We start from the raw sequence: 25,089 nt of genomic DNA, 5'->3' as shown, positions 1-25,089 counted from the left end.
TCTGTTGGCAAACTATTATTTTCCGCCGCTTTTTCGAAGCTGCACCAGATTGGGCCGATCTAGAAGGATTGTGACTCCTTTCCAGAGTCTTAGGCGGAAACCTTGAGATGCCTGAGCGAGCTTTCGAGCATCACCAGTTGCCACAGCAGCCGGCCATGGTCCGATGTTCCGGCGATATGCTGCTCTGCAATCCGGGCAACGCTCCCGCGTTCGAACCATCCTGCGCGCACGGCGAGCGAGCTGTCTGCCAGGGCTCGCGCCTCTCCCGCCAGCGGGCCGCGAAACCAGTGGCTGATCGGGGTCACGAAACCCTGCTTCGGGCGGTAGAGGATATCCTCCGGCAGATAGCGCTCCATCGTGTGCTTGAGCAGCCATTTGCCCTGCGAGCCGCGAATGCGCAGGCGGTGCGGCAGGCCGGCGGCGAACTCGATCAACCTGTGGTCCAGCAGCGGCTCGCGTGCCTCCAGACTTACCGCCATGCTGGTGCGATCGACCTTGGTCAGGATATCGCCCGGAAGCCAGAACTTGAGATCGGCATATTGCGCCCGGTCGAGCCCGCTGGTGGCCGGAGCCTTGCGCATCAGATCAATGAATGGCTGCTCGCCGCGATAGCCGCCCAGCCCTTTAGCGAACCGCTGCGAATAGATCGCACCGCGCTGCATCGGCGTGGTAACCGCGAGCGCGGCGGCGTATCCCGCCTCGCCTTCACCCGCGAGCGACAGCAAGGTCGACTTTGCCCGCAAGGGCCGCGGTGCCCAGTCCGCCTTCGGCCACACCTTACCCAGTCCGCCGAACACCGGCCCCCGGAGCGCCTGCGGCAGCACCGCCCGCGCCTGTTCCTCGCGTGCATGGAACACCTGCCTGCGGTAACCAGCAAAGGCTTCGTCCGCACCATCTCCCGACAGGGCCACTGTCACCGTTTCGCGCGCCAGCTGGCTGACCCGCCAGGTCGGCAATGCGGAAGCATCGGCAAAGGGCTCGTCGAACATCCCGGCAAGCGTATCGATCGCCCCGAAATCGTCGGGATCGACCTGCCGCGAACGGTGATCGGTATGAAAGAGCCTGGCGACCTGATCGGCATAGGCGGTTTCGTCGAGCGCGGCGACATCGAATCCGATCGAGCAGGTCCGTACCGGCTCGGCGCTCGCTTCGGCCATCAGCGCAACCACCGAAGAGGAGTCGACCCCGCCCGAAAGGAACGCGCCCAGCGGCACATCCGCCACCATGCGCGAGGTCACCGCGCTGCGCAGGTGGTGCAGCAGTTCGACCGACAGGTCTTCCGCCTTGCCCTTGTGGCGGTGGCGGAAATCGATGTCCCACCACTGTCGCGTCGGCTGCATTCCCTTGCCCTGCTCGAGCAGAAGGAAATGCCCGGCGGGGAGCTTGCTCACACCCTTGAGGAAACTGCGATGATCGGGGACGTAACCCCAGGTCATGTAGTCCTCGATCGCCAGCGGATCGACCTCGCGGCGGAGCAGCGGATGCGCCAGCAGGCCTTTCAGCTCAGACGCGAAGGCGAGGCTCCCGTCGCTAAGCTGCACGGTAAACAACGGCTTCACCCCCAGCCGGTCGCGCGCGAGCAATAACTGCTTCTTGTCGAGGTCATAGATTGCGAAGACGAACATGCCATGCAGCCGTTCGAGGCAACCGACGCCCCAGCGCTGCCATGCCGCGAGGATGACTTCGGTATCGCCCTGCGTGCGGAACTTCGCCCCATCGGCAACGAGTTCGCGGCGCAGTTCCTGGTAGTTGTAAATCTCGCCGTTGAACACGATCACCGCGCGCCCGTCGACCGAATGCATCGGTTGCGGAGAGCCGGCGAGATCAATGATGGAGAGGCGGCGATGACCGAGGCCGATGCCATGCACGGTCCACACACCCGATCCGTCAGGGCCGCGATGAACCAGCGCGTCGCACATCCGCTCGACCCGCATAGGATCGACCGGCTTGGCCGTGCCGTGATGAAAGATGCCCGCGATCCCGCACATGGCGCGCGCCCTATCGCAGCCCGGCGATGCGGTCCATCCATTCGCCGCGATCACCGGTAGCTGCGGTGAAATCGGCGATGGTCTGCTCGGCAGTTCGGCTATCGGTTCCCTCGACCGAAAGGATGAGGGTCATGGTTGGCTCGCCGGCAATGGTCAATCGACCCTTCATCGAGTGCAGCTTGAGACGCGCCGCGCTGCCGGTCAGCGTATCACCGGTGCGGTAGCTGGTGACCGCATGGCGGCGCAGGTCGCCATAGGCCATCAACTCTTCGCCCATGGCTTCGGTATCGGTGATCCAGGGCGCGACCCAGCGCCACGGGGTGTCGGGAATCAGCGCGCCCTCGCCCGCTGCGCCAGCTTCGCGACCCTCGGATTGCGCAGCGTAGAGCGCATAGGCGACATCCACTTCGCGCCCCGCTGCGTCGCGGTAGCGCCCGAACAGAGTATGATCGGCCCCCGCAAAGCGCGGCTGCCAATCCACCTGCGACACAGGGTCAACGCGCTGCCAGCCATTCACCTGCGGCAATTCGATCTGCTCCGGGATAGCCGCCTCGACCGAAGAGACGGAGAGGTTCCAGGCGAACACGACCGAAAGCAGCGCAACAACCGAAGCGAGATGCGCCTGGGGTTTCGCATCCGCGCCGGACAGCCGGGCCAACCAGTCGCTATGGACGTGGTCCTGAAAATCGAGGCCGAGCTCGTCGGGTTCGCGGTCGAACCAGCGCCAGAATGCCGCCAGCAGCAGGAACACGACAATGGCGAAGAACACCCAGCCGTAAAATATGTGATCGAAGCCCACGGCAAATTCGATGCCCTGCGACTGCGCGATGAAGATCGTGCCCCATGCGCGGACGCCATTGGCAAGTATCGGCAGAGCGATCGCGGCAGTCATGAAGATCGCACGGCGCATCCAGCCCCGGAAGCAGGCGTAGCAGACCAGCACGCCAAGCGCGATCATGGCAACGAGGAATTTGACGCCCGAGCAGGCCTCGGCAACTTCGAACAGGCCCACTGGTGTGTCGATGAACACGCCGTCGATTACCGCCTCGATCCCGCTCAGGTGGGTCAGCCAGATAACAATGTCGGCGGTGACCATTTGCAGGGTCGGGACCATCTCGTCGCCGAATGGAACGAGGAACAGGAGGTAGGCTAGCGGAAAAGCACAGGCGAGCGCGACGCGCGGACCGAGGATGGCGGGCACGATCACGATCAGGCTCGCCACCGCGCCGGTCTGGCTGACGATATTGACCCCGGCAACCGAACCGATCAGCCAGACCAGCATTGTCGCAGCCAGCGGGGCGAGACCCGGCCACCAAGGCGCGGGCTCGATCTCCACCAGTTCGCGGCGGCGCAAATGGATCAGCCATCCGACGATCAGCGGGACGAACAGGATGTGATTATAGGTCGAGATGTTCCACCACTGGTCGAGCATCGCCGCCCAGTCGCGCCAGGTGGCGATACCCAGCGCGAGCCACGCGGCGGCAAGCCGGATCAACCCGCTGCGCCAGGCCGTCAGGAGCGACTTGCCCGCCTGAGGCATTGCGGCGGCGGCTTCAGGCGACACGGCGTGCCTCGTTTTCCGGTTCACGCCCGACGATCGCGGCCATGCCCTTCAGCATCGCTTCCCAGCTCTGGTGGGCGACCACGTACTCGCGTGCTGCAAGGCCAATTGCGCCTGCCCGTTGGGGATCGGCCAACAGATCAAGAATGTGGCCGGTCAGCGCGGCATCGTCGCGGCCCACGAGGAAATGCTCGCCGTCCCCGCCATCAATGCCGTTGGCGGCCTCGGGCGACAGGACGACCGGCCGCGCCATCGCCATCGCCTCGAGCACCTTGTTCTGGATCCCGCGCGCGATCATGAGCGGCGCAAGGACTACGTCGCAATGGGCGAGATAGGGCCGCACATCGGGCACTTCGCCCCACACCTCGACTCCGGAGATCTGCCCGAGCCGCCGGACCTGCTCGGTCGGCGCGCGGCCGACGATGTGGAAACGGGCGTCGGGATGGGTCTTGCGGATTTCCGGAAGAATTGAGCGGGCAACCCGCGTGACCGCCGCGATGTTGGGCGGGTAATCCATCTGGCCTGTAAAGACCAAATGCGGCCCCACTTGCCCATCAAAGGGTGACTCCCCGCCCGCCTTTTCCGGGTCGAAGAACCTTGCGTCGATCCCGTTGCGCAGCGCCGCTACCTTGCCTTGCATCGGTGCAGCGATCCGGCCCCGGAACAATGCGGCTTCGTTCGCGCTGACGAGCAACACCCGTTCGGCGCGCGCGGCCAGGCAGGATTCTTCCTTCGCCAGCAGTTTTCCTTCGCGCCGGTCGATGATCGAACGCGGCGGGTGACCTTTTTCCGCATAGGCTTCGAACTTGGCGGAATCGACGTCGCATAGATCGACCACCACGCGCCCGGCGAAGTCCGGCGGAATGTACTGGCCCATCTGGCCGGAAAAGACGAAGATCGTGTCGATCGGCCGTTCGGAAAGCACTCGCGCGATCCATGTGCGCAGGTCCTGATGGTCGAACGCCGTAAGACTGACCGGCTTGGCGAAGAGCAGCGCCTCGATCCCTGCCCGGTTCAGCGGCTTGGTGCGGCGGACCAGCCGGTGCGATGCAGCGACCGCCGCCAGCTCAAGTTCAGCCAGCATGTCGGCATCGGTTTCGCCAAAGGTCGCGACATGGACCGGCGCGATGGCTGCTAGCGCCCTCAGCAGGTGGTGCGAACGGATCTTGTCGCCGCGATCTGGCGGAAACGGGATCCGGTGCGCGAGGAACAGGATTTCGCCCATCACGCCAGTCCTTTGGCGATATGCGGACCCACAGCATTCGCGACGGCAAGCGGCAACCGCTTCCACAGTGCGATCTTTGTCGAATAGGCGTCGCTGGTCGGATCGATGTCGCGCGGCGTCGCGCCCGGCGCGGTCCAGCGCGCGTAGCTCAGCGGTTGGGGCTCGAAACCCCAGTTCTTCTTGTAACTGTAAGGTCCGCTACCGGTTTTCGAGCGTCCGAAGTCGAAGCTATCGCAGCCCTTGCGCCGCGCATGCAGCATGAGTTCGAAATACATCCGCTCGTTGGCGCGCAGGACGCGGGCGGCAAGGGTGCCGCCGCCCCAATACGGCAACACCGCGCCGCGATGGTAGAACGAAAGCACACTCGCCACCGCCTCACCGCGATGGCGGATTGTCATGATGTCCGCATCGTCGCCGAACCGGTCGAGCATCGCATCGAACAGGCTGCGCGGGAAAACGGGCGTACCGAGATTGCGCACGCTTTCGGCATAGACCGCATAATGCGCTGCCCGATCTTGTGGCCCGCTGCCGACCGAGACATCAAGGTCGAGATCGAGGCTCTTGCGCACTTCGGCGCGCTGCTTGCGCGGCACCGCCAGCAGTTCGGCTTCGTCGGTGTCGGCGAGCGCCCGCTCGAAACCGCAGTGGGTGTGATCCCAGCTTTCCCAGTCCGCCGGAGCGCCGCCCGAGCGAAGTTCGATCCCCGAGCAGGAGAGGCGAACAGCCATTTCCTGTGCCGAGCGGCAGAGCTGTTTTGCGGTGCTCTCGCGCTCAGCCAGCGGCCCGCCGCCAACGGCAAAACCGCTAGAAACCAGCGCCCGCCCGAACAGCGGGGAGTGGACATCGGTCAAGGGTAACCAGCCGGTGAGCGATCCGCATTTCTCGGCAACCAGCCCCAACGCGCGCTGCCCCGTCCCCTGTTCGACCGCGTGCAGCCATGCCGGGCGATGAAACAGGCTCCCCCTGTGTTCGGCGACGAAGCCTTCGATCCGCGCAACCTCACCGGGATCGCGCAGGTCGACGAGGCTCACCGTCTCCATGGCCAGGGGAAAAGGCGCATTCACGCCGCCAGCTCTTCCGCGATGGCCGCCTCACGGTGCGCCAGCACGTCCATTCGCCCCCAGGCGAATTCGTGCACCAGTTCGCGCAACTTGGGGGCCATCCGGTCGAGATTGGTATAGTGCCGCAGCCGCGACTTGATCGGCGCATTGGGGACGCGCGGCTGGTCGGGATCGATCTCCCACGGGTGGAAATAGAACACTGCCGGCCGGGCATCTCGGCGGTTGACCTGCCGGATCGCCCAGCGCGAGAAGCCGTAGGGCAGCACGCGGAAGAAGCCCCCGCCCCCCGCCGCGACCCGCTTGCCGCCGAGAATCGCTGTGGTGACCGGGATTTCGACCAGATCGGACCACGGCAGCGGTTTGAACGCGAAGCGCGGAGCTTCCTTCCAACCATAATGGTCATGCGCCACCGGTGCGACGCTGGAAGAATAGGCGTAGCCCTGCTCGGCGAGTTCCATATAGGCCCATGGGGTGCGCTGGTCGAACGAGAAGCTCGGTGCGCGATAGCCGATCACCTTCGCACCCGAAGCATCCTCGAGGATAGTCCGCGCCTTGCGGATATCTTCGGCGAATTCCTTCCGGTCGAAGGTGAAGACCCGCGCATGATCGTAACCGTGGCTGGCCAGTTCATGCCCCGCTTCCACGATCCGCCGCATAAGCGCGCCATGGCGCTTCGCCACCCAGCCGAGAGTGAAGAAAGTCGCCTTGACTTCCGCCTCGTCGAACAGGTCGAGGATGCGCAGCACGTTGTCCTCGACGCGCAGCGACAGGCTGTCCCAGTCGCCGCGCCCGATGACGTTCTCGAACGCACCGACCTGGAACCAGTCCTCGACATCGACCGACAGGCCGTTGACGATCGGGCCATTGACGACCGGAGCAGCCTCGATCGGCGCATGTTTCATCGGTCGGAACTCCTCAGGCAGCAGCGCGCGACTGGCTGCTTTCCATCCATTCGATCATCATGGTCAGGACGTGGCGCACCATGCGCTCCTGCTCTTCGAGCCGTTGTTCGAGCGCATCGATCCGGTGCTTGATCTCGTCCGATCCGCTTCCGCTGCCGTTCTCGACGCTTTCGGCCAGCTCGACGACCGCCTGCTGCAATTCCGAGATCTGTGCGTCACGCTCTGCCAGCAGGGCCTCGACCCGCACGGGAGGCGCTGGCTGCGGGTAGGCAACGTGCTTGACCGGGCCTGGCGGGGGAGCCGGCGAGAGCTTTTCCATCGGCTTGGGCGCGGCTTCGGGGAAAGCGTTGTCGTGCTGCATTTCTGACAGGACGGAACTCAGCATGGCGTTGTCGATCCGCGAACGCTGCTCGACCGCGCCGAGCAGCAGCAGGCGGGTCACCACCTGGTTGACCTTGCGCGGGATACCGCCGGTCGCGGTGTAGAGTTCGGCGAATACGCGCTGGTCGAAATCGGGGTTGCCCTGCCAGCCGACGCATTCGAGGCGGTGCTTGATGTAGGGCTCGATTTCACCCGGCTCCATCGCTTCGAGATGATGCGCCGCGATCACCCGCTGGCGTAGCTGCTCGAGCTCGCCATGCTGCGCGAGGACCTGTTTGAATTCGGGCTGGCCGAGTAGCAGCAGCTGGAGCAGCGGATGCGCGCCGAGCTGGAAGTTTGACAGCATGCGCAGCTCTTCGAGCGCCTCGACCGACAGGTTCTGCGATTCGTCGACCACCAGCAGGCAGCGGCGGCCCGCGCGCGCTTCGTCGTGGAGGAAGCTCTCGATCGCACCGAGCGCAGCTGCCTTGTCGTGGCCTTCGACGTCGAGCCCGAAGCTCTGCGCCGCGACATGCACCAGTTCCTCGCCATCGAGGTTGCTGGTCACCACCTGGCCCACGGTCATTTGCTCGCGGTCGATCTTCTGCATCAGATGCGCGACCAGAGTCGACTTACCCGAGCCGATTTCGCCGGTGATGACGATGAAGCCTTCCGCCTGCGCGAGGCCATAGCCGAGGTACGACAGCGCCTTGCGGTGCGTCGTGCTCTCGAAATAGAAATTCGGGTCGGGGGTCAGCTGGAACGGACGCCCCGTAAGCCCATAGAAATCGTCGAACATTGTTACGTCCCCCAGCGTCAGAAACCGTAGCGCAGGCCGAGCAGGCCCGATGCGGCGGTCAGGTCCTCGAGATCGAGGTCACTATCGATATGGTCGAGTGCAACCGCCGCGCGCAGCGACAGGCGGTCGGTCAAAGACCGGTTGTACGAAGCCGATGCACCGGTCGCCAGGACTTCGCCCTGCTGGTCGAAGCCGCTCTGCAACAGGGTGGCATAGGCGTTGGTGCTGAAATTGGCGCGGCGACCCAGATCGCCCGAAAGGAAGACCGAACCGTAGAAGGCTTCGTCGACCACGCCGTTCGCGTCGGCGAGCACGGTGTTTTCGGGTGCGAGGAACTTGCGCCGGTCGTAACCCGCGCCGATTCCCGCCGTCATCCGGCCGATTGCAGTGGTGTAGCTGGCCGAAACCCCGCGCGAGCGGAACACCGACGAGCGGACCGAACCGAGCGCGCCGGTGAGGCACTGGCTGCCTTCGACGCTGGCGACACAGCCGCCGAGATCGCCGGTCAGCGAATTGCGTGCGACGTTGAATTCGGTCGGCAGGTTGGCGAGCGCGGTGTTGAGCTGCCCGCCGAAGCCCGAAACCGAATCGTAGACCGACACGTTGAGCGAGCTGCGGCTGCTCGGCGCCCAGGCGAAGCTGCCATGGTAGGTGTCCGAATCGTAGCGGCGACCGTAGTGCGCCTCGAACGCAGTGCGGCTGCTCGGCCGCCAGACGACCCCGGCATCCCAGATCAGGCCATCAGCCTCGAACGCGATCTGGCGTGGCTGGCTTTTGTCGGTCACCAGACGGCCATCGTTGCCGATGACCGGTTGGCCGTTGGTGTCGAGCAACGCATCGCGGCTGGAAACCACGACATCCTCGTAGCCGATCCCGCCCACCAGCGCGACCGAATGCGAGACCGGAACGGTCACATCGGCGCGCGCGTAGATGTCACGCACCCGCTGGTCGAGGTTGGAGACATCTTCCTGCGCCCAGCCAGCCCCGAGGCCGACGCCAATGGGCAGCGGCTCGCCGGGGCTGGTCCCGACATGCACCGAGGCGCGCTGGCTGATGCTGTCGTCAAACACATCGACCGGATCGGCGCCAGGTGTGAGCACCAGTGCATCCGGCTGCTCGACCTTGGTGTATCCGACGCGGTACTGCGCCGCGATGGCGACATCGCCTGCCCGTGTGTTGAGCGTAGGTCCTGCATAGGCGGAATAGATCCGGCTCTCGCTGTCCTCGCCATTGAGCGGGTTGAGCGTCGCGCCGCCATTGCCGTCGACCCGTGTCCGCGCAGCAAGGCCGCCGACGTCGACGGTAAGCACCTGCGGCACGATCGAGGCGTAACCGCGTGCCACACCGCTTACGGTGTCGCTGTCGGGCGTGTCGTCGTCATAACTCTTGTTGTATTCGTAGCGGATCGACAGCGAGCCGCCGGTGTTGCGCCCGTTGACCTGCGCATCGACCCCGACCGCGGCCTGAGTGTAGGTCACCGCATCCTCGTCGGGCGAGAGGGTGACCACGCCGATCTGGCTCACTTCGATATAGGGCTGAACAGTGGTCCGCTGCGAGCGGCCCTCTTCGCTCTCCTGCGCTACGGCAGGGGTTACAAGGGCCAGCACGGAAACCGCGCTGCCGGCAAGAAGGATGAGACGCGTCATAGCGGGTTACTCCCCGTAACCGTAGTAAGACCCGAAGTTCCGCCCGCTCGGGCTGAACTGGGTCGCGTTGAGCAGCAGCTTCACGTCGCTGCAGCCGGAAAGCAGGCGATAGGCATCCTCGAGCGCATTGCGCCCGGTTACATCGGCGCGCGCGACGAGCACCGTCTGCCCGACATGCTTAGCCAGTTCTGCCGCCGGCGAGGCAGCGAGTGCCGGCGGCGAATCGAAGATCACCATCCGGTGCGGCGCACCCATCGTCAGCCGGTCGAGCACCTCGGCGGTGCGTTCGCTCGAAAGGTATTCGCTGTCGGTATTGGTCTGGTTGCCGGCGGGCAGGATCCACAGCCCCGGAATATCGGTCCCGAGCACCAGATCTTCCGGCTTGATCGATTCGTCGGCCAGGCAGTCCATGAGGCCCGGCCCCTTGGGCAGGCCGAAGGTCGAGAGAATCGACGGCTTGGCGAAATCGGCATCGACCAGCAGCACCTCGCCGTCACGCTCGCACGCCATCGAAATCGCGAGGTTTGACGCGCAGAAGGTCTTGCCTTCGCCCGGATGCGGCGAGGAGACCAGGATGCGGCGCGAAAGCGCAGTGCCCTTCTGTCTCGCGGTGCCGAGCAGCTGGCGTTTCACGATACGGAATTCCTCGCGCAGCGCACCGGCGGTCGCCTCAGGCACGATCAGTCCCTGTTCGCGCAGATGCTCGCGGTCGACATCGAAGGTCGGCCCGGACAGTTCGACGCAGCCGACGTCCTGCTGCACGACGACTTCCGACGGCGCGATGGGCGCAGGCACCGGCGCTTCATAGGCGACGGGGATAGGCGAGGAGGTCGTCAGCGGCGTCTGCGGGACTGCAGGTGCCGGAGCTTGAGGTGGCTGGACGTGAGGTGGCTGAGCCGGTACTGCCAGGACTTCGGGCGCCTCCACCTTCTGCCGCACCTTGGCGCGCTTCATTTCCGGTTCGGGCAGCTTGCCCTTGATCGGGGCCGGCTTGAACGGATCGAAGCCGAAGGCACCGCTGGCGCGTTCGAACAGCGAGCTTTCCTTGGGCTCTTCGCCACCGGGGAGCGGGATCTTGGTATGTTCGGTCATCTCTCGCTCCTCACGCCACCATGCCGCGCTGGACGAACTCGATCGCCAGCAGGGCGACGCAGAGGCCGCCCAGCGCCGCTGAGGCACCGTAGAACTGCTTCATCCGCTTGCGCTGGAGCTGCCGCTTGGCATCGGTCAGCGTCTGCGAAATCGCCCCCAGCACCGGAAGGTCGAGCGCCCGCTCGAGCCCGCCTGTGGTCGAGAAAGTCGACTTGAGCTGGCCGATCGCAAAGGCCGCGCCCACGCCGGCCGCGATCCCGGCGAACAGCACGCCGAGCAACAATAGCGGCCGGTTCGGGGCCGACGGGACGCGCGGCGAGGTCGGCGGGTCGATCACCTCGAACTTGAACGAGCTGCGCTCGTTCTCGACCTGCCCGCGCAGCCGCATTTCTTCGCGGTTGTTGAGCAGCTCGTCATACTTGTCCTTGAGCACGGTATAGTCGCGGCTGATGCGGTTTGCTTCGGCGGCAACCGCAGGTTCGTCGGCCTGGTTGGCCATCAGGGAGGAGAGGTCCGCGTTGAGCGCCGCCTTGCGGGCCGATAGCGCCTGGACGTTCGCCTGCCGCTCGGACTTGATCGACAGCAGTGCGCTGTAGGCCGGATTGGGCGAACCCGTAGTGTTGGGATTCTCGTTTGCAGCCTGACGGCGGAGCAGATCGACCTGCTTCTTCGCCGAGACGACATCGGGGTGGCTGTCGGTCAAGCCGCGCGCTTGCAAGCCGGCGAGATTCGACTGTGCCTGTCCCAGTGCCGCGCGGGCGCTGCCGGTGTCGCCTGCGCCGCCAGCCACAGTGCGCGGGGTGCCGGCGAGTTGGCCGTCGATCCCCGCGAGCGCTGCCGAAGCGGCGGCAAGGTCGGCCTCGACATCGCGCAGCTCGGAACGGATCGTCTGCAACCGGCTGGATACGCCGTCGGCCCCGCCAATCAAATCGGGATGTTCGGATTCGAACGCGATGCGGCGCTGTTCGGCGGCTTCGAGTTCTTCTTTGCGGTCTTCGAGTTGCTTGTCGAGAAACACCACCGTCTCGGCCACTTCGCCGCGGTTGCCGGCGATGTTTTCCTCACGGAAGATGTCGATCAGTTTTTGCACCACGTCCTGCGCCAGCTTGGCGTTCTCGGAATCGGACAGGTCGCTCTTGCCGATCTCGGCAGCGAGTTCGAACAGGTTGTCTTCTTCGCTCTTGATCTCGACCGCCTTGGTCAGGCTCTCGATCGCCGATTGCATCTTGCGCGGATCGTCGACCCCCTCGCCCAACCGGGTCGAGCGGATGACCTTCTCGAGATTGACCGAACTGGTGAGCGTCTGGCGGACGCGGGTGATGTCGCGCTCGGCGCCGCCCGCGATCTCGAGCTGTTCGGCGAGCACATCGTCGAGCTGGACATAGATCCGCGCGTTTGATTCGTACTTGTTGGGGATCAGCGCGACCACCAGCCAGCCCAGTACGCACACGCCCCAGGCCACGCACAGCGCCAGCCAGCGTCGCCGCCAGACCGAATAGACCGCTGTCCGCAGATCTTCGAAGACTTCGTTCATTCTCTCGGCCGCCTTCTCAGAACATGCTTTCCGGGATGATGATCACGTCGCCCGGCATCAGCAGGACGTTGGCGCGGCTTTCGCCCTTCTTGAGCAGGTCGCCGAGCCGCAGGCTGTATTCGACCTGCCGGCCCTTCTGCTTGTCGAAGCGGATCAGCTTGGCCCGGTTGCCAGCCGCGAATTCACTGAGCCCGCCGACTGCGATCATCGCGTCGAGCACGGTCATGTTCGCACGATAGGGCATCGAAGCGGGCTTCTCGGTCGCGCCGATGATCCGGATCTGCTGGCCAAAGGTGCTGTTCGCCTGGTTGACGATCACCGAAACCAGCGGCTCCTCGATATATTGCGAGAGCTGCAGGCGGATATCCTGCGCCAGCATGGTCGGGGTCTTGCCCGCCGCCGGCAGGTCGGTCACCAGCGGCGTGGTGATGCGCCCGTCGGGGCGGACCTGGATCTTCTCGGCGCCGAGTTCAGGGTTGCGCCAGACGTGGATCGTCAGCTCGTCCATCGGGCCGATGATGTATTCCTCGCCCGGCCCTTCCTGCAGCGGCACGACATTGGCCGGCGGCAGTTCGGGGCCGCTGGATGTGGCGCAGCCCTGCAATGCAAGCGCGGCGATCGCGCTGCTCGCGAGGAGGACGGTGGAACGGTACTTCGGCATCGATGCGCATCCTTGCCTGGTTGGGCGGGCATTGCGCGCAAGGCAGGAGCGACCTGGCCTTCCGCACCCGCGGGACAGGCGGCCTTCCTCGCCAAAAAGGGTGAACATCCGGTTAGCCTTTTTGCGTTTCCCGATGTTTAGTAAGCCCAAGTCCCATTCCGGGACGGCTTGACTGCAAAGGTTAAACCAGCACTTCGGCTGCCGGCCCCTGCCCGAGGAACGCGCTGGGAGAGGCGCTGGCGCCGTAGGCTCCGGCGCAGAACACCGCGACCAGATCGCCGACATCCGCGCGTGGCAGCATCGCGCCATCGGCCAGCCGGTCGAGCGGAGTGCACAGGCACCCGACGACATAGACCTCTTCTTCCGCCGCCGCATCGAAGTGGCTCGCGATAGCGACCGGATAGTTGCGGCGCACCACGGTGCCAAAATTGCCCGAGGCAGCGAGCTGGTGGTGCAGCCCCCCGTCGGTGACGAGGAAGGTGGTTCCGTGGCTGACCTTGCGGTCGACGATGCGGGTCAGGTAAACCCCCGCTTCGCCGACGAGATAGCGGCCGAGTTCGATGCAGAGCTCGGTATCGATGAGTATCTCCGGCAGACTCGCCAGTCGTTCCCCCAAAGCTGCACCGATGGCGACAATGTCGAGCGGCTCGTCGCCATGGAAATAGGGGATGCCGAACCCGCCGCCCATGTTGAGTTTGGGCAGCGGCGCGCCGATCTCGTCGGCCAGACGGCTTGCAAGATCGAGCACATTACCCTGCGTCTCGATGATCGCTTCGGCCGACAGCGCCTGGCTACCGGTGAAGATATGCAGCCCGCGCCACTCGGCCCCTGCCAGAATCGCCTTGCGCGCGATAGCTGGCACCAGTTCCTCGTCGATGCCGAAGGGCTTGGCTCCGCCGCCCATCTTCATGCCCGATCCGCGCAGCTCGAAGCTGGGGTTGACCCGCAGGGCGATGTGCGGCGCGATACCCTGGCGCGCGCCGATGGCCAGCGCCCGATCGACCTCGCCATCCGATTCGCAGTTGAGCGTCACGCCCGCTGCGATCGCCGATTCGAGCTCACTGTCGCGCTTGCCAGGGCCAGCGAAACTGATCCGCGCGGGGTCGAGACCTGCCGCCTGCGCCATCGCCAGCTCGCCGCCCGAAGCGATGTCGAAACCGTCTACCAGCGCGGCCATATGTTGGAGCACCCCCGCGAAGGAGTTGGCCTTGATCGCGTAATTGATGCCGATCCGCGTGGGCACGGCGGCGCGCAATTCGGCCATCCGGCGGTCCAGATGCGCGCGCGAATAGACGAAGAGCGGGGTGCGCCCCGCCTGCTCGACCAGTGCGCTTGCGGTCATGCCGCCAATCGCCAGCTCGCCATCAATGGTCTCGAATCCGGCGGGTATCGGGCCGAGCGGCTTCATCCGCCAATCTCCTGCTTGAGTGCGGTGCGGTCGATCTTGCCGTTGGGATTGAGCGGCATCTCCGCGCGCCAGTGGATCGCCTGCGGCTGCATGAAATTGGGCAGTTCGCGCGCGAGGAATTTTGGCAGAGCCGCTTCGGCATCGCTCGCGCCCGGATCGGCGCGCACCACCAGATGCACCGCCTGGCCGAGCCGTTCGTCCGCTACGCCCAGCGCCACCGCTTCGGCCACCAGCCCGCTGGCGAGCGCGGCGTCCTCGACTTCCTGCGGACTGATACGGTTGCCCGCGCTCTTGATCATCGCATCGCGCCGCCCGACGAAATATAGCAATCCGTCTCCATCGCGTTTGACCCGATCGCCCGACCACACCGCCATGCCGCCGAATTCGGAGGCTGCAGGGCCGGGCCTGAACCGTTCGGCGGTACGTTCGGGGTCCTGCCAGTATCCTTGCGCCACCAGCGGCCCGCAATGGACCAGCTCGCCCTCCTCGCCCGGTGCGGCGATATTGCCCCGATCATCGATCACAAGGATTTCGGCGAAGGGAATCGCGCTGCCCATCGAGGTCGGGTGGCTATCAACCAGCGAAGGGTCGAGATAGGTCGAGCGGAACGCCTCGGTCAGCCCGTACATCGGGAACAGCAGCGCAGCGGGGAAAATCCGGCGCAGATCGCGCACCAGATCGGTCGTCAGCGCGCCACCGCTGTTGGTCAGGCGGCGCATCGACGTCACGGCCTCTTCGGACCAGTCGATCTCGGTCAGTTGGACCCATAGCGGCGGCACGGCGGCGAGCGTCGTGACGCCATGCTTCGCGCAGGCCTTCACGACGTCGCGCGGGAAGAGATAGTCGAGCGGCACCACGCAGCCGCCTGCGTACCAGGTGCTGAAGAGCTGGTTCTGCCCGTAGTCGAACGACAGCGGCAACACCGCCAGCGTGACGTCATCCTTCGCCATGTCGAGGTAATCCGCCACGCTCACCGCGCCGAGCCACAGGTTCGCATGGCTCAGCATCACGCCCTTGGGCCGCCCGGTCGACCCGCTGGTGTAGAGGATGGCGCAGAGGTTCGAAGGGTCGGCCTCGCTTGGCGGGAGACCGGACGGCAGTTCAATCGCCTGCGCGAGCGCTTCACCCTCCTCGATCGCGCGGCAGTTCGGGTCGATATCGCCCTCTTCCAATAAGGCGATGCGCGATTTGGTACCGACCAGCAGCACCGCGCCGCTATCGGCGAGAATATGCGCTACTTGCGCGCGCTTGAGCAGCGGGTTGATCGGAACGTGGATCAGGCCCGCTCGCGCTGCGGCGAGCGGCATGAGGCAGGTCAATTCACCCTTAGCTGCCCAGCTTGCCACCCTAGAGCCCTTTTCGGGAACGCGGTCCGCCAGCCATTGCGCGAGGCGCGAAACACGGCTTCTTAAGGCCTCGAAAGTAAGCGTCTCGGCGCGCAACACCAGCGCGGGGTCGCCAGCGGCTCCGCATTCGGCCAGATGGTCGAGCGGCTTCGCAACGGGAATAGACGCTAGGGACATGAGGCTCCGGCAAGGCAGGATTCGAAGGTGACGACGGTCAGCTACCATAAGACGGTTAACGCCCTGCAAGCGATGAATTTCGTGCCGATGGGCCCGTTTGCGCGCGCCGAATGGCTCGCCTTGGTAGAGGAACGGGCAGAGAAGGTGCTGATCGCCACGGCCGAGAAGGACGGGCGGCAGGTGGCGCTGTGCTTCGCAGACCACGACGATAGGCTCGATGCGCTCACCAACTGGTACAGCTTCACCTGGGCCCCGCATGGCGACGATGCCGAACTGCTGGCAGAGCTCGCCCGTAGATTGCGGCGCGGGCGCTCGCGGATCGTCATGGCACCGGTGCCCGGCGAATCGGGCGATTCGACCCGGCTGGAACGAGCGTTCCGCGCCTCCGGCTGGCACGTCGAGCGCACCCAGTGCGACCACAACCACGTGCTCGAGGTGGGCGATCGCAACTTTGCCGATTACTGGGCCACCCGCCCGGGCCAGATGCGCACCACGCTCAAACGCAAGGCGAAGAAAGTCGAGGTCGCAATCCTTACCGATTTCGACGCAGTTGCCTGGACTGACTACGAGGCGATCTATGCCGAAAGCTGGAAGCCCGAAGAGGGCGACCCTGTGCTGCTGCGCCGCTTTGCCGAGGCCGAGGCGGCGGCAGGGCGAATGCGGCTGGGGATCGCGCGTCACGCTGGCGAGCCGGTCGCAGCGCAGTTCTGGACGGTGGAAGATGGAACCGCCTACATCCACAAGCTGGCGCATCTCGAGGCGATGAAGCACCTCAGTGCGGGGACCACGCTCAGCGCTGCGCTGTTCGAACGGGTGATCGATGTCGACCAGGTCGCGCTTATCGATTTCGGCACCGGCAACGATCCCTACAAGCGCGACTGGATGGAACTCGACCGCCCGCGCTACCGGATCGACTGTCTCAACCCGGGCAACCCGCGCGCCTGGCCCGCACTGGTGAAGCGCCTTGTCAGGCGGCTTGCGGCGAGCAAGACCGGGGGCTAAGGGCAGCGCCGCATAGTCAGGGGATTGCGGCGCATTATGACCGGCAGCACCGAGCAGGACCACCAGCGGCGCGGTTTGCCGCCAAGCCGACAGGCGATCGACGACAAACTGCGCGCGATCATCGCCGATGTGCTGGGGTTGGACCGCGAGACGGTCGAGGCGTTCGATGGCGAAACCGGCCTGTTCGGCCATCTGCCCGAACTCGATTCGATGGCCGTCGCCGGCCTTTTGACCGAGATGGAAGACCGGCTCGATATCGTGATCGAGGATGACGATGTCGACGGCGAAATGCTCGAAACCTATGGTGCGTTGCTCGCCTTTGCCGAGATGAAGGTGATCGAAGGCTGACTATGCGGGCAGTGACCGCCTGGCCCGCTCCCGATATCGGCGGGGGGACACGCGAAGAAGCCGCGCTGGTGTTCGACAAGGGGCGCAAGCATCGCCTGCTGGTGGTCCCGCCGCTGTTCGACGAAGCCAACAAGTTTCGCCGGCAACTGGTTGAAATCATGCACCGGCTCGACCTTTCGGGGATCGACAGCTTCCTTCCCGACCTGCCCGGAACGAACGACAGCCTGGTCGCACAGCGCGACGTCACGCTCGAAACACTCAGGACAGCTGCGGTTGCCGCGTCCGAACATTTCCGCGCAACACACTGTTTTTGCGTCAGGAGCGGCGCGATCTTTGCGCCGGCCGATTTGCCCGGCTGGCGTTATGCGCCAATCGCCGGGCGCAACGCCGTCCGCGCCTTGCTGCGGGCGCGCACGATCGCGTCGCAGGAAACCGGAAACAAGGAAACGATGGCCGAACTTTCCAAGCTCGCCGACACGCAAGGGATCGTCGCGGCGGGATGGGAAATCGGTAGCCGATTCTACCACGGCCTTACCGAATCCGATGTGCCGACAGCCTCCTCCGCCATCGATATCGACCACGAGACGATCGGCGGCAGTCCGCTGTGGCTGCGCGCCGAACCGGACGAGGATCCGGAGCAGGCCGATGCGCTTGCCGCCATCATTGCGATCGGGCTGACGGGCGAATGAGCCGCCTGCACCTAACCTTCGAATGCCAGGGGCGGACTTGCGTCGGCACGATCGATACCGCACCCGGCACCACCGGCCTGCTGATCGTCAGCGGGGGCAACGAAATCCGCTCGGGCGCATTCCAGGGCCAATCCCGCCTTGCCGCCCGGATCGCGGCGGCGGGGTTCCCCGTGTTCCGCTTCGACCGGCGCGGTGTAGGCGACAGCGATGGAGAGAATCGCGGCTTCCGCAAGAGCGGGAAGGACATCTACGCCGCGCTTGAAGCCTTTCGGGCGATTGCGCCGAATATGCAGCGCGTCGTCGCCTTCGGCAATTGCGACGCCGCCAGCGCGCTGATGCTGGCGCAGGGCGATCTGTGCGATGCGCTGGTCCTGTCCAACCCGTGGACGATCGAGGACGACACCGGGGCGCTCCCGCCTGCAGCGGTCCGCTCCCGCTACCTCGAAAAACTGAAAAATCCGCGCGAATTGCTCCGCTTGGCGACCGGCAAGGTCAGCCTCGCGAGGCTGGCGGGCGGCCTGCGCCAGGCCACGTCGCGCGCGCCCGCACCAAGCAGCCTCGCACAGGAAATGGCACGCGGGCTCGATGCTTCCGGCAAGCCCTATGTGATCCTGCTCGCCGCCAACGACCGCACCGCGCAAGTGTTCGAGGCGCAGTGGCCGAGTGATCTATCGGCTGAAAATCAGGGTGAAGTTCGCCGCTGCGAAGGGGCCAGCCACGCCTATGTCGAGCCCCATGCGCGCGACTGGCTGGACCAGCAGATTCTTGCCATGTTGCGCCGATAAGAGATTGATCTAGCGCACGAACAGGCTGGCGAGCTCGACATGGGTCGACCAGCGGAACTGGCCAATGGGACGCAGCTTGGCGAGGCGATAGCCGCCCTCGACCAGTTGCCGCGCATCACGCGCCCAGCTTGAGGGGTTGCAGCTGATGTAGACCACCCGCTCGACCGTGCTTGCGGCGAGCTGCGCGCATTGCTCGCGTGCGCCCGCCCGGGGCGGGTCGAGCAGGACCGCGCCGAACCGGTTCAGTTCGCTGGTCGTCAACGGGGTGCGGAACAGGTCGCGATGCAGTGCGTGAACCGGCAGGCCCTGCACAGCCGCAGCGGCCCTGCACGCGAGATGAGAATCGCGCGCTGCTTCCACCGCGAGGACTTTGGACTGGCCTGCAAGGCCGAAGGCAAAAGTACCCAGTCCCGCGAACAGATCGGCGACCGTCGTCGCGCCCGCCAGCCATTCGCGCGCATCGGCGAGCAGCGCGGCCTCGCCATCCTCGGTCGGCTGGAGGAACGCATCATGCGGCAGACCGAGCGACACGCCGCCAAGGCGAACCGTCGCAGGCTCTGGCTCCCATTGCGTCTCCGCGCCGTAGCCTTGGTCGACAGTCAATCTAGCAAGACCGTGGTTCTGGGCGAATTCGGTCAGCCGCTCGATGGTGCGCAGCCCGTCGACTTCCAGCTTGCGCAACTCGCATACTACGCCCTGCTCGGCGAGCGCGAGGTGGACATCGCAGCCGCCCTTCCCGCCGAGCGCTTCGAGCAATTCCCGCAGCGGCCCGACCAGCGCCTGCAACTCCGGCCGCAGCACCGGGCATTCGCGTTGGTCGACGATGCGGTGCGAACCCTGCTCGCGAAAACCGACTGCTGCGCCCTTGCCCCGAATTGCATGCAGCGTCGCGCGCCGCCGGCTGGCAGGGGGCGAGCACCAGGTCGTGAGCACCTCCTCCGGAACGAGCTCATGACCCGTTGCCGCATTGACCACGCGCGCGGTGACGAATGCATGCCAGCTATCCTCGTCGAGATGCTGCAACTGGCACCCGCCGCACTGCGGAAAATGGCGGCAGGGCGGATCAGCGTGGTGCGGCCCGGCTAGAACCGTGCCATCGGCCGCGACCCGGTCACCCGGCGCGGCGAGCGGCACATGCCGCCCGTCCGATGTCACCCCGTCACCCTTGGCGGCAACGCGGACAATTTCGGAGAATTCGCTCAACGCAGCGCGGCCATCGCGGCAGAAACCTGCGCGGCAAGATCGTCGGCGGTGAATGCGGGACCTGTGAGACGTGCCGCTTCGCCGTGCAGCCAGACCGCCTGCACCGCCGCATCGAAGGGCTCTTCGCCGCTTGCAAGCCGGCTGGCGGCGATCCCGGCGAGCACATCGCCGCTCCCCGCGACCGAAAGCCAGCTTGGCGCGGGGCGGAACAGCCCGGTGAGGATCGTCTCGCCGTTCAACTCCCCCTCGCCGTGGACGGTCGTGTCGGCCCCCTTGGCGATGACCGCCATACCCGTCGCGGCCTGCAGCCCCGCCGCGCGGCTGCGCTTGCAGTCACCGGTTACACCGAAGGTCTCGCACAGCGCCCGCAACTCGCCGTCGTGCGGGGTGACGACAATGTTCTCGGGCTCGGCATCCTGCAGCATCGCATAGTCGAGCAGGTGCAGCGCATCGGCATCCAGCACGGTGGGCAGTTGGAGGTCGAGCGCGAGCCGTAACCGCTCGCGCGCATCCTCGCCCAGCCCCAGCCCCGGCCCGATCAGCAGCGCGTCGATCCGCGGATCCTCGAGCGATACGTCGAGCGCCTGCGTATCGACCACGAGGCTGGATGGTACGCCTTGGGGCATTTCGGGGGTGAACAGCTTCACATAGCCGGCCCCGGCGCGCATCGCGGCTTTGGCGGCCAGCATCGGCGCGCCCGGCATCTGCCCGGCGATCACCGCGAGCAGCCCGCGGGTATATTTGTGCGCGCCGAGCCACGGCGGCGCAATGCGCGCGCGCGGCATGAGGTAGGCGCCGCTGCCGACCTTCGGCACACCGATCTCGACGAGATGCAGCCGCCCCATCTGGGTCGCGCCAGGCCCGCTGAAATGCGCGAACTTCCATGCCCCCAGCGCGATGGTGGCGCGATACTCGCCGAGCCGGTCTAAGCATTGGCCGCTGTCCGCCTCGACCCCGCTCGGCAGATCGACCGCGACCGCCATCTCATGTGACAGGAACAGCCCTTCGACCAGCCCGGCCAGTTCGTTGGACAGCTCGCGGGTCAGCCCGCTGCCGAACAGGCAGTCGACGAACACCGCGCCCGAAATACCCATGCCGCTCGCCGCCATCGCGTCGGTGTAAAGTGCACGGGCGCTCCTCGCCGCATCGGTCTTCGGCTCGATCGGCGCGACCACCCGCACCGGCACCCCGCGTTCGTGCAGCAGTTGCGCGATGACATAGCCGTCGCCGCCGTTGTTGCCCGGCCCGCACAGCACAGTGACCTTGCGCCCCGCCGCCATCCGCCAGACGATCTCGCCCGCGCCGCGCCCAGCGCGTTGCATCAGTTCGTTCACGCTGGTCCCGGCATCAATAAGCGCCTGCTCCGCCGCCTGCATCTGGGCGACGGTGAGCACCTGGTCAGTTTTTCGGAGCGCCTGCGTCATGGTCCCGCACGGGTAGGCGATAGCGGTCCTCCCCGACAACCACTTCGAGCCGTTCGCCATTCTCTATCAACGCATTTCGCGCCGCGTCTGCCCCGTCCGCGACCGAAAGACCGCTACCGTCGGGGTTGACAGTAAATCGGCGAAAGCCCCCGTCGGGGTGCCGGATCGTCAGCACTTCCTGCCCCTCCACCTCGCCGTTCTCGACGAAGCAATAGGCGCCGAAATCGCTCCCTTCGCCCAGCGCGCAATCGATCGGCTTCGCGCCCTCCTCCGCCTGCGGCTGGACCGGCGCTTCGCCCGAACAGCCCGCCAGCGCGAGCGCTGCGAAGCCGAGGCTAGATATCCGCAAAGACATGCTTTTCCGTCCGCGCACCCGGGTGCGTTACCGCGCCGCCGCTCGCGGGGCCGACGTTCTGGGCATAGCGCCACAGCGCGCCCGACTGGTAGTCGTTCGCGCGCGGCTGCCACGCCTTGCGCCGCTCGGCCAGCACATTTTCGGAAACCTCGAGCTCGATCGTGCCCACGACGGCGTCGATGGTGATTGTATCGCCATCCTCAACCAGCGCGATCGGCCCGCCATCGGCGGCTTCAGGGCCGACATGACCGATGCAGAAGCCGCGCGTCGCGCCGGAAAACCGCCCGTCGGTAATCAGCGCGACCTTCTCGCCCATGCCCTGGCCGTAAAGCGCGGCGGTGGTCGAGAGCATCTCGCGCATGCCGGGACCGCCCTTCGGCCCTTCGTAGCGAATCACGATCACGCAGCCCTCGGCGATATCGCGCCGCTCGACCGCGGCGAAGGCTTCCTCCTCGCAATCGAACACCCGCGCGGGGCCGCTGAACCGGAGTCGTTCCATCCCCGCGACCTTGACGATCGCCCCGTCGGGCGCGAGCGAGCCTTTCAGGCCGACCACACCGCCGGTGGGAGTGATCGGGGTCTTCACATCGTAGAACACCTTCTGGTCGGGGTTCCATGTGATCTCTTCGAGGTTCTCGCCGATCGACTTGCCGGTAACAGTCAGCGGCTCAGGATCGAGGAAACTTCCGTCGAGCAGCGTCTTCATCGCCATATAGACTCCGCCCGCCTCGTGCATGTCCTTGGCAACATACTTCCCGCCCGGCTTCAAATCCGCGATGTAAGGTGTTGATTTGAATATCTCAGCGACGTCGAACAGGTCGAACTCGATCCCGCATTCGTTCGCCATGGCGGGAAGGTGGAGCGCGGCGTTTGTCGAGCCGCCCGTCGCCGCCACAACCCGGGCGGCATTCTCGAACGCTGCGCGGGTGCAGATATCGCGTGGGCGGAGATTGCGCTCCAGCAGCGCCATCACCTGTCGCCCCGCTGTCACTGCGATTTCCTCACGCGACCTGTAAGGTGCGGGGGTCATATTGCTGTTCGGCAAGGACAATCCGATTGCCTCGCCGACGCAGGCCATGGTGTTGGCGGTAAACTGGCCGCCGCAGGCACCGTGGCCGGGGCAGGCGACCTTCTCCAGCGCGATCAGCTCCTGCAGGGGGCAATTGCCCGCCGCATGCTGGCCGACAGCCTCGAACACATCGACCACCGTCACGTCCTTGCCGTGGAAACTGCCCGGCAGGATCGAGCCGCCATAGACGAAGATCGACGGCACATTGAGCCGCAGCATCGCCATCATCATGCCGGGCAGGCTCTTGTCGCAACCGGCAAAGCCAACCAGCGCGTCATAGCAATGCCCGCGCACCGACAGCTCGACCGAATCGGCGATCACCTCGCGGCTGACCAGCGAGCTCTTCATGCCCTGATGGCCCATCGCGATACCGTCGGTTACGGTGATAGTGTTGAAGCGGCGCGGCATCCCGCCCGCCTCGTTCACTCCCTGGCGGCAGATATCCGCCTGCGCATCGAGCGTGGTGTTGCACGGCGCGCTGTCATTGCCCGCGCTTGCGATGCCGACGAACGGGCGCGCAATCTCCTCCTCGGTGAGCCCCATCGCATAATAATAGGAACGGTGCGGCGCGCGCTCCGGGCCGACCGAAACGTGGCGGCTTGGCAGGCGGGATTTGTCGAACTTGGCGGTCATTGGCCCCTCTCGGTGTGTCGCCTTGCCATCGCGGCGATGCTCGGCCCGGTCAAGCGAGACGAACTTTGGCCCGCCCTAGCCGTGCTGCAACTGCTGCACGACCCGATCGAGAACCGGTGCGATGAGCGCGGCCCAGCGAGCTTGCCCGACTGCATCGCCGATCAGGTCCTGCCGCACCTCCAGCCCGAAATAGGGGTGACCGTTCGCCTCGGCATGGCGGTTCATCGTGGCGTTGAGCAGCTTGCCAGAATAGGGCAGCTGGTCGCCGACGATCATGCCCCTCTGCTCGATCAGCGGGATCGCCAACCGCGCCGCGCGCTCGTCTTCGTTGTAGAGCACCCCGCAGTGCCACGGACGCGGCTCATCGCTGCTGGCAAGCCGCGGAGTGAAGCTGTACAGCGACAGGATCAGCGCGGGGGGATGCTCCGCCAGCAAGGCCGCCAGCGCGTTGTGATAGGGAAAGAAGAACCGGGCCAGCCGCGCTTCGCGCGCGGTGTCACACAGCTCATTGCCGGGGATCGCATGCCCGTCACTGGTTGCGGGAATGGTGCCCGGCTGGTCTTCGTCGCGGTTGAAGTCGCACACCAGGCGGCTGACATTGCCTAGGAAAGCGGCGCAGCCGGTTTCGCGGACTAGAAATTCGGCGACCTCCGCCACTCCGATATCTATTGCGATGTGCTGGTCGAGCAACGTTGGATCGATGCCGAGATCGATATCCTCCGGCACACGATTGGACGCATGGTCGGCGACGATCAGAATTCCGCCCGCACGCGGTGTGCCGAGGATGCGATAGGCCTCGCTCACGCTCCAACCTCCGTTCGCCCTGAGCCTGTCGAAGGGCAGGCGCGCAGCGTGTGCTTCGACAGGCTCAGCACGAACGGGAGTCGGCAAGGTTGGCTCATCGCAGCGCGCCCAGCATTGTCCACCATTCGCGCGGCACGGCGGCTTGCGCGGCGTCGCGCGCCTCAGGCGTGTCGTAAAGCGCAAAGCAGGTCGCGCCCGAGCCGGACATACGGGCGAGCCACGGGTTGGTGGCTTGCAGCGCCGCCAGCACTTTGGCGATCACCGGGCAGTGCGAGATTGCGGGTGCTTCGAGGTCGTTGCGCCCATCCCTCGCGATCCGGCTCGCCGGACCATCGGGGAGCGCGCCGCGATCTTTCCCGTCCCACGCCTTGAACACCGGCCCGGTCGAGAGCGGCACCCTCGGATTGACCAGCAAAACCGGGGTCCCGGCGAGATCGTCCTCGACCTCGACCTGCTCGGTGCCGGTGCCAAGCCCGATATGGGTGCGGCTGAGCACGCAGGCGGGGACATCCGCGCCGAGCTTGGCCGCGCGAGCTGGCCAGTCTTCGGGCAGGCCATGCAGCGCCTCGACCATCCGGAACACCGCCCCCGCATCCGCCGATCCGCCGCCCAGGCCCGCCGCGACGGGGAGATTTTTCTCGAGCGTGACCGCGAGCCCTTGTGGGCGCGGGAGGGCATTGAGCGCACGGCCGACGAGATTGTCGAGCGCGCCAAATCCCCTCCCCCCGTGAGGGGGGAGGTCGGGAGGGGGGCTTGCTTCGGCCTGATAGTCAGACCGCAGCCCTCCCACCCCCAACTTCTCCCCCGTGGGGAGGGGGGCAGGATGCAGCGCGCCCGAAAATTCACCCACCACATGCAGGCTGTCCTGCGCAGCAGGCCGCGCGCTCAGCACATCGCCGGCATCGACAAAGGCGAACAAGGTCTCAAGCTCGTGATACCCATCCTCCCGCCGCCTGCGGACATGCAGCGCGAGGTTGATCTTGGCGTAGGCGGTTTCGCGCATCAGGTGGCTCTGAC

At 65.8% G+C, this 25,089-nt stretch carries 22 protein-coding genes; 4 read left to right on the top strand and 18 right to left on the bottom strand.

Annotated features, from left to right (window positions below; genetic code table 11):
- Positions 1-89: 89 nt before the first annotated feature.
- The 12 genes from NSO95_RS07030 to NSO95_RS06975 form a co-directional block, all read right to left on the bottom strand.
- Entirely contained in the window at positions 90-1,988 is a 1,899-nt protein-coding gene (locus NSO95_RS07030) for an XrtA/PEP-CTERM system amidotransferase (protein WP_257595473.1), read from the bottom strand.
- Positions 1,989-1,998: 10 nt separating this feature from the next.
- On the bottom strand, positions 1,999-3,552 hold the full coding sequence (xrtA, locus tag NSO95_RS07025; RefSeq protein WP_257595472.1) for an exosortase A: 1,554 nt from the start codon (positions 3,550-3,552) through the stop codon (positions 1,999-2,001).
- Positions 3,542-4,774 (bottom strand): TIGR03087 family PEP-CTERM/XrtA system glycosyltransferase, encoded by a 1,233-nt coding sequence (locus tag NSO95_RS07020; RefSeq protein ID WP_257595471.1) that lies wholly within the window; start codon positions 4,772-4,774, stop codon positions 3,542-3,544. Before NSO95_RS07020 ends, xrtA begins: the two co-directional genes overlap by 11 nt.
- Positions 4,774-5,838, bottom strand: a complete 1,065-nt coding sequence (locus NSO95_RS07015) for a FemAB family XrtA/PEP-CTERM system-associated protein (protein ID WP_436278025.1) — start codon at positions 5,836-5,838, stop codon at positions 4,774-4,776. Before NSO95_RS07015 ends, NSO95_RS07020 begins: the two co-directional genes overlap by 1 nt.
- The gene (locus NSO95_RS07010; RefSeq protein ID WP_257595469.1) at positions 5,835-6,737 is read right to left on the bottom strand and encodes an XrtA system polysaccharide deacetylase; all 903 of its coding nucleotides are present in this window, start codon (positions 6,735-6,737) and stop codon (positions 5,835-5,837) included. The genes NSO95_RS07015 and NSO95_RS07010 overlap by 4 nt, the downstream gene beginning before the upstream one ends.
- A gap of 13 nt (positions 6,738-6,750) precedes the next feature.
- The gene (locus NSO95_RS07005) at positions 6,751-7,896 is read right to left on the bottom strand and encodes an XrtA/PEP-CTERM system-associated ATPase (protein ID WP_257595468.1); all 1,146 of its coding nucleotides are present in this window, start codon (positions 7,894-7,896) and stop codon (positions 6,751-6,753) included.
- A gap of 17 nt (positions 7,897-7,913) precedes the next feature.
- Positions 7,914-9,542, bottom strand: a complete 1,629-nt coding sequence (locus NSO95_RS07000; protein ID WP_257595467.1) for a preprotein translocase subunit YajC — start codon at positions 9,540-9,542, stop codon at positions 7,914-7,916.
- A gap of 6 nt (positions 9,543-9,548) precedes the next feature.
- Positions 9,549-10,634 carry a P-loop NTPase family protein gene (locus NSO95_RS06995; RefSeq protein WP_257595466.1) on the bottom strand — a complete coding sequence of 362 codons (1,086 nt, stop codon included), beginning with the start codon at positions 10,632-10,634 and terminating at the stop codon, positions 9,549-9,551.
- 10 nt (positions 10,635-10,644) lie between these two features.
- Positions 10,645-12,168 carry an XrtA system polysaccharide chain length determinant gene (locus NSO95_RS06990; protein ID WP_257595465.1) on the bottom strand — a complete coding sequence of 508 codons (1,524 nt, stop codon included), beginning with the start codon at positions 12,166-12,168 and terminating at the stop codon, positions 10,645-10,647.
- Positions 12,169-12,184: 16 nt separating this feature from the next.
- Positions 12,185-12,829, bottom strand: a complete 645-nt coding sequence (locus NSO95_RS06985; RefSeq protein ID WP_257595464.1) for an XrtA/PEP-CTERM system exopolysaccharide export protein — start codon at positions 12,827-12,829, stop codon at positions 12,185-12,187.
- A gap of 181 nt (positions 12,830-13,010) precedes the next feature.
- On the bottom strand, positions 13,011-14,237 hold the full coding sequence (locus NSO95_RS06980) for a pyridoxal-dependent decarboxylase, exosortase A system-associated (RefSeq protein WP_257595463.1): 1,227 nt from the start codon (positions 14,235-14,237) through the stop codon (positions 13,011-13,013).
- Positions 14,234-15,760 carry an acyl-CoA ligase (AMP-forming), exosortase A system-associated gene (locus tag NSO95_RS06975; RefSeq protein ID WP_257595462.1) on the bottom strand — a complete coding sequence of 509 codons (1,527 nt, stop codon included), beginning with the start codon at positions 15,758-15,760 and terminating at the stop codon, positions 14,234-14,236. Before NSO95_RS06975 ends, NSO95_RS06980 begins: the two co-directional genes overlap by 4 nt.
- 27 nt (positions 15,761-15,787) lie before the next feature.
- Here NSO95_RS06975 and NSO95_RS06970 point away from each other — a divergent pair, with 27 nt between their 5' ends.
- The 4 genes from NSO95_RS06970 to NSO95_RS06955 are packed head-to-tail and all read left to right on the top strand — an operon-like array spanning position 15,788 to position 18,584.
- On the top strand, positions 15,788-16,762 hold the full coding sequence (locus tag NSO95_RS06970) for a GNAT family N-acetyltransferase (RefSeq protein WP_257595461.1): 975 nt from the start codon (positions 15,788-15,790) through the stop codon (positions 16,760-16,762).
- Positions 16,763-16,798: 36 nt separating this feature from the next.
- Positions 16,799-17,110, top strand: a complete 312-nt coding sequence (locus tag NSO95_RS06965) for an acyl carrier protein (protein ID WP_257595460.1) — start codon at positions 16,799-16,801, stop codon at positions 17,108-17,110.
- A 2-nt stretch (positions 17,111-17,112) separates the two neighbouring features.
- Complete coding sequence (locus NSO95_RS06960) at positions 17,113-17,799, top strand: hypothetical protein (RefSeq protein WP_257595459.1); 687 nt, start codon at positions 17,113-17,115, stop codon at positions 17,797-17,799.
- A complete protein-coding gene (locus tag NSO95_RS06955; RefSeq protein ID WP_257595458.1) occupies positions 17,796-18,584 on the top strand; it encodes a hydrolase 1, exosortase A system-associated in 789 nt (262 codons plus the stop codon). The genes NSO95_RS06960 and NSO95_RS06955 overlap by 4 nt, the downstream gene beginning before the upstream one ends.
- Positions 18,585-18,593: 9 nt before the next feature.
- On the opposite strand, the gene NSO95_RS06950 is transcribed toward NSO95_RS06955, so the two are convergent.
- The 6 genes from NSO95_RS06950 to NSO95_RS06925 all read right to left on the bottom strand — a co-directional run bounded on the left by NSO95_RS06950 (position 18,594) and on the right by NSO95_RS06925 (position 25,075).
- Positions 18,594-19,787 (bottom strand): class I SAM-dependent RNA methyltransferase, encoded by a 1,194-nt coding sequence (locus NSO95_RS06950; protein ID WP_257595457.1) that lies wholly within the window; start codon positions 19,785-19,787, stop codon positions 18,594-18,596.
- Positions 19,784-21,211: an NAD(P)H-hydrate dehydratase gene (locus tag NSO95_RS06945; protein ID WP_257595456.1), complete on the bottom strand. Its 1,428-nt coding sequence runs from the start codon at positions 21,209-21,211 to the stop codon at positions 19,784-19,786. Before NSO95_RS06945 ends, NSO95_RS06950 begins: the two co-directional genes overlap by 4 nt.
- The gene (locus NSO95_RS06940) at positions 21,186-21,566 is read right to left on the bottom strand and encodes a hypothetical protein (RefSeq protein ID WP_257595455.1); all 381 of its coding nucleotides are present in this window, start codon (positions 21,564-21,566) and stop codon (positions 21,186-21,188) included. The genes NSO95_RS06945 and NSO95_RS06940 overlap by 26 nt, the downstream gene beginning before the upstream one ends.
- Positions 21,547-23,268 carry a dihydroxy-acid dehydratase gene (ilvD, locus tag NSO95_RS06935; protein ID WP_257595454.1) on the bottom strand — a complete coding sequence of 574 codons (1,722 nt, stop codon included), beginning with the start codon at positions 23,266-23,268 and terminating at the stop codon, positions 21,547-21,549. Before ilvD ends, NSO95_RS06940 begins: the two co-directional genes overlap by 20 nt.
- Before the next feature lie 75 nt (positions 23,269-23,343).
- The gene (locus NSO95_RS06930; protein ID WP_257595453.1) at positions 23,344-24,072 is read right to left on the bottom strand and encodes an N-formylglutamate amidohydrolase; all 729 of its coding nucleotides are present in this window, start codon (positions 24,070-24,072) and stop codon (positions 23,344-23,346) included.
- 94 nt (positions 24,073-24,166) lie between these two features.
- Complete coding sequence (locus NSO95_RS06925; RefSeq protein WP_257595452.1) at positions 24,167-25,075, bottom strand: GHMP family kinase ATP-binding protein; 909 nt, start codon at positions 25,073-25,075, stop codon at positions 24,167-24,169.
- Between the last annotated feature and the right edge of the window lie 14 nt (positions 25,076-25,089).

The sequence above is a fragment of the Parerythrobacter lacustris genome (assembly GCF_024626475.1).
GTDB classification, from domain to species: Bacteria; Pseudomonadota; Alphaproteobacteria; order Sphingomonadales; family Sphingomonadaceae; genus Parerythrobacter_A; species Parerythrobacter_A lacustris.
This window is presented reverse-complemented; position numbering and strand designations above follow the sequence as displayed.